The organism is Oscillibacter sp. CU971 (assembly GCF_905219725.1).
Lineage (GTDB): Bacteria > Bacillota > Clostridia > Oscillospirales > Oscillospiraceae > Oscillibacter.
Window position 1 is genome coordinate 1 of record NZ_CAJMXG010000391.1, and the last position, 2,094, is coordinate 2,094.

Consider the following 2,094-nt stretch of genomic DNA (forward strand, 5'->3'; position numbering starts at 1 on the left):
GTTCACGCTCCCCCCATATCCCGACCCCGTTTTCCCGGATAGTTGCACGGCCCTGTACACGCGGAAAAAATTTTTTGTCCGGCGCGGGAGAAACTATGCTATACTGTTCCACATGAAACCATGACCAAGGAGGCGCTTTCCATGCTGACGCTCTTAACGGGCCGGGCCAGAACCGGCAAATCCACCGCGGTATTAAGCCGCATCGCCGCCCGCCCCGGCGGCCGGGACCAGATTCTCCTGGTGCCCGAGCACGCCTCCCACCAGGCGGAGGTGGACCTGTGCCGGACCTGCGGCNATTCNTCCAGCCGCTTTGCCGAGGTCTTGAGCTTCCGCCGCCTCTCGGACCGGGTCCTCTCCATCACCGGCGGCGCGGCCCAGGTAACCCTGGACGCCGGGGGCAAGCTCCTCACCCTGGAAAAGGCCCTGCTGGAGGTCCTGCCGGAGCTGACGGTTTACCGCCGCCCCTCCCGGAAGTCCGCCTTCCTCCGCCAGCTTCTGGACCTCTTCGACGAGCTCCGCTGCTACGAGGTCTCCCCCGAAACCCTCTACGAGCAGTCCCAGGCCATCGCCGGGGCCACCCATGACNAGCTCCGGGACCTGAGCCTTCTCTACGCCGCCTATGAGGCCCGCCTCCTCCGCCCCGGCCTGGACGCCCGGGACTATATGACCAAGCTCTGCGACAGCCTGGAGGAATCCGGCTNCGCCCTGAATAAGGATGTCTGCATCGACGGCNTCACCTATTTCACCGGTCAGGAGCGCCGCTGCCTCTCCATCCTCCTCCGCCAGGCCCACAGCCTCACCGTCACCCTCCTGGGGGAGCCGGACAGCAAGGAGGAGATGTTCGAGGCCTCCCTCCGCACCCTGGACCGCCTCCGCCGCCTGGCGGAGCGGGAGGGGAAGCCGGTCAGGGTGGAAACCCTCACCGCCCGGGACCCCTCCGCCCTGGGCCACCTNGAGCGCCATTTCTTCGNCGNATCCCTGCNNNATCAGGGGGACGCCCCCCAAATCCGCCTCCTCCAGGCGGACACGGTCCTCTCCGAGGTGGAGCAGACCGCCGCCGCCATCCGCCGTCTGCTTTGGGAGGGAAAATGCCGCTGCCGNGAGATCACGGTAGCCGCCCGGAACATGGAGGCCTACGAATCCGTCATCGAGACGGTGTTTGAGCGCTGGCAGATTCCCGCCTACCTAAGCCGCCGCAGCGACATTCTGGAAAAACCGGCCCTGAGCCTTCTCACCGGGGCTTTGGCCGCCGTGGGCGGGGGGTATGAGTACGACGACATGTTCCGCTGGCTGAAAACCGNCCTTGCGGGCCTGGCCCCGGAGGAGTGCGACGAGCTGGAGAACTACGTCCTCAAGTGGGAGGTTCACGGCGGCATGTGGCTGCGGGACGTGGACTGGGCGGAGAACCCGGACGGCTACGGGGCCCCCTGGACCCAGNCGCGGGAGGCCCGGCTCGCCAAGGTCAACGCCCTGCGACGCCGGGGCCAGGGCCCCCTCTCCCGCCTGGCGGAGGGCCTGAAAACCGGCGCCACCGCCGCCGCCAAGGTGGGGGCCCTCTATGATTTCATGGAGGAGCTCCGCCTCCAGGACGCCCTGGAAACCCAGATGAAGGCCCAGGCCCAGGCGGGCCGCCTCCAGGAGGCGGAGGAGACCGCCCAGCTGTGGGAGATCCTCTGCGGCGTGCTGGACCAGTTTGTGGAAATCGTGGGGGAGGAGCCCATGGAGCTGGAGGAGTTCACCCGCCTTCTCCGGCAGGTCTTGACCCAGTACAGCGTGGGCACCATCCCCGTCTCCTTAGACCAGGTCCAGGTCTCCGGCGTGGCCCGGAACGACCGCCACACCGCCAAATACCTCTTTCTCCTGGGGGCCAACGACCATGTGCTCCCCACCCCCGGCCAGGGGGGCGGCATCCTGGGGGAGGACGACCGGGCGGAGCTGGCCCGGCGGGGCGCCGAGCTGGCCCCCACCGGCATGGACCAGATGGGCATCGAGCTCCAAAACCTCTACGCCGCCCTGGCCCAGCCCACCCAGGGGCTGACGGTCAGCTGGCCCGCCGCCGACGTCTCCGGCGCGGAGCTGCGCCCCGCCTTTGTG

1 protein-coding gene is annotated in these 2,094 nt (G+C 68.2%); it reads left to right on the forward strand.

From position 1 onward, the window contains the following. Window positions 1-141: 141 nt before the first annotated feature. A partial coding sequence (locus tag JX325_RS18315) for a PD-(D/E)XK nuclease family protein (protein ID WP_374220648.1) occupies window positions 142-2,094 on the forward strand: 1,953 nt, incomplete at its 3' end.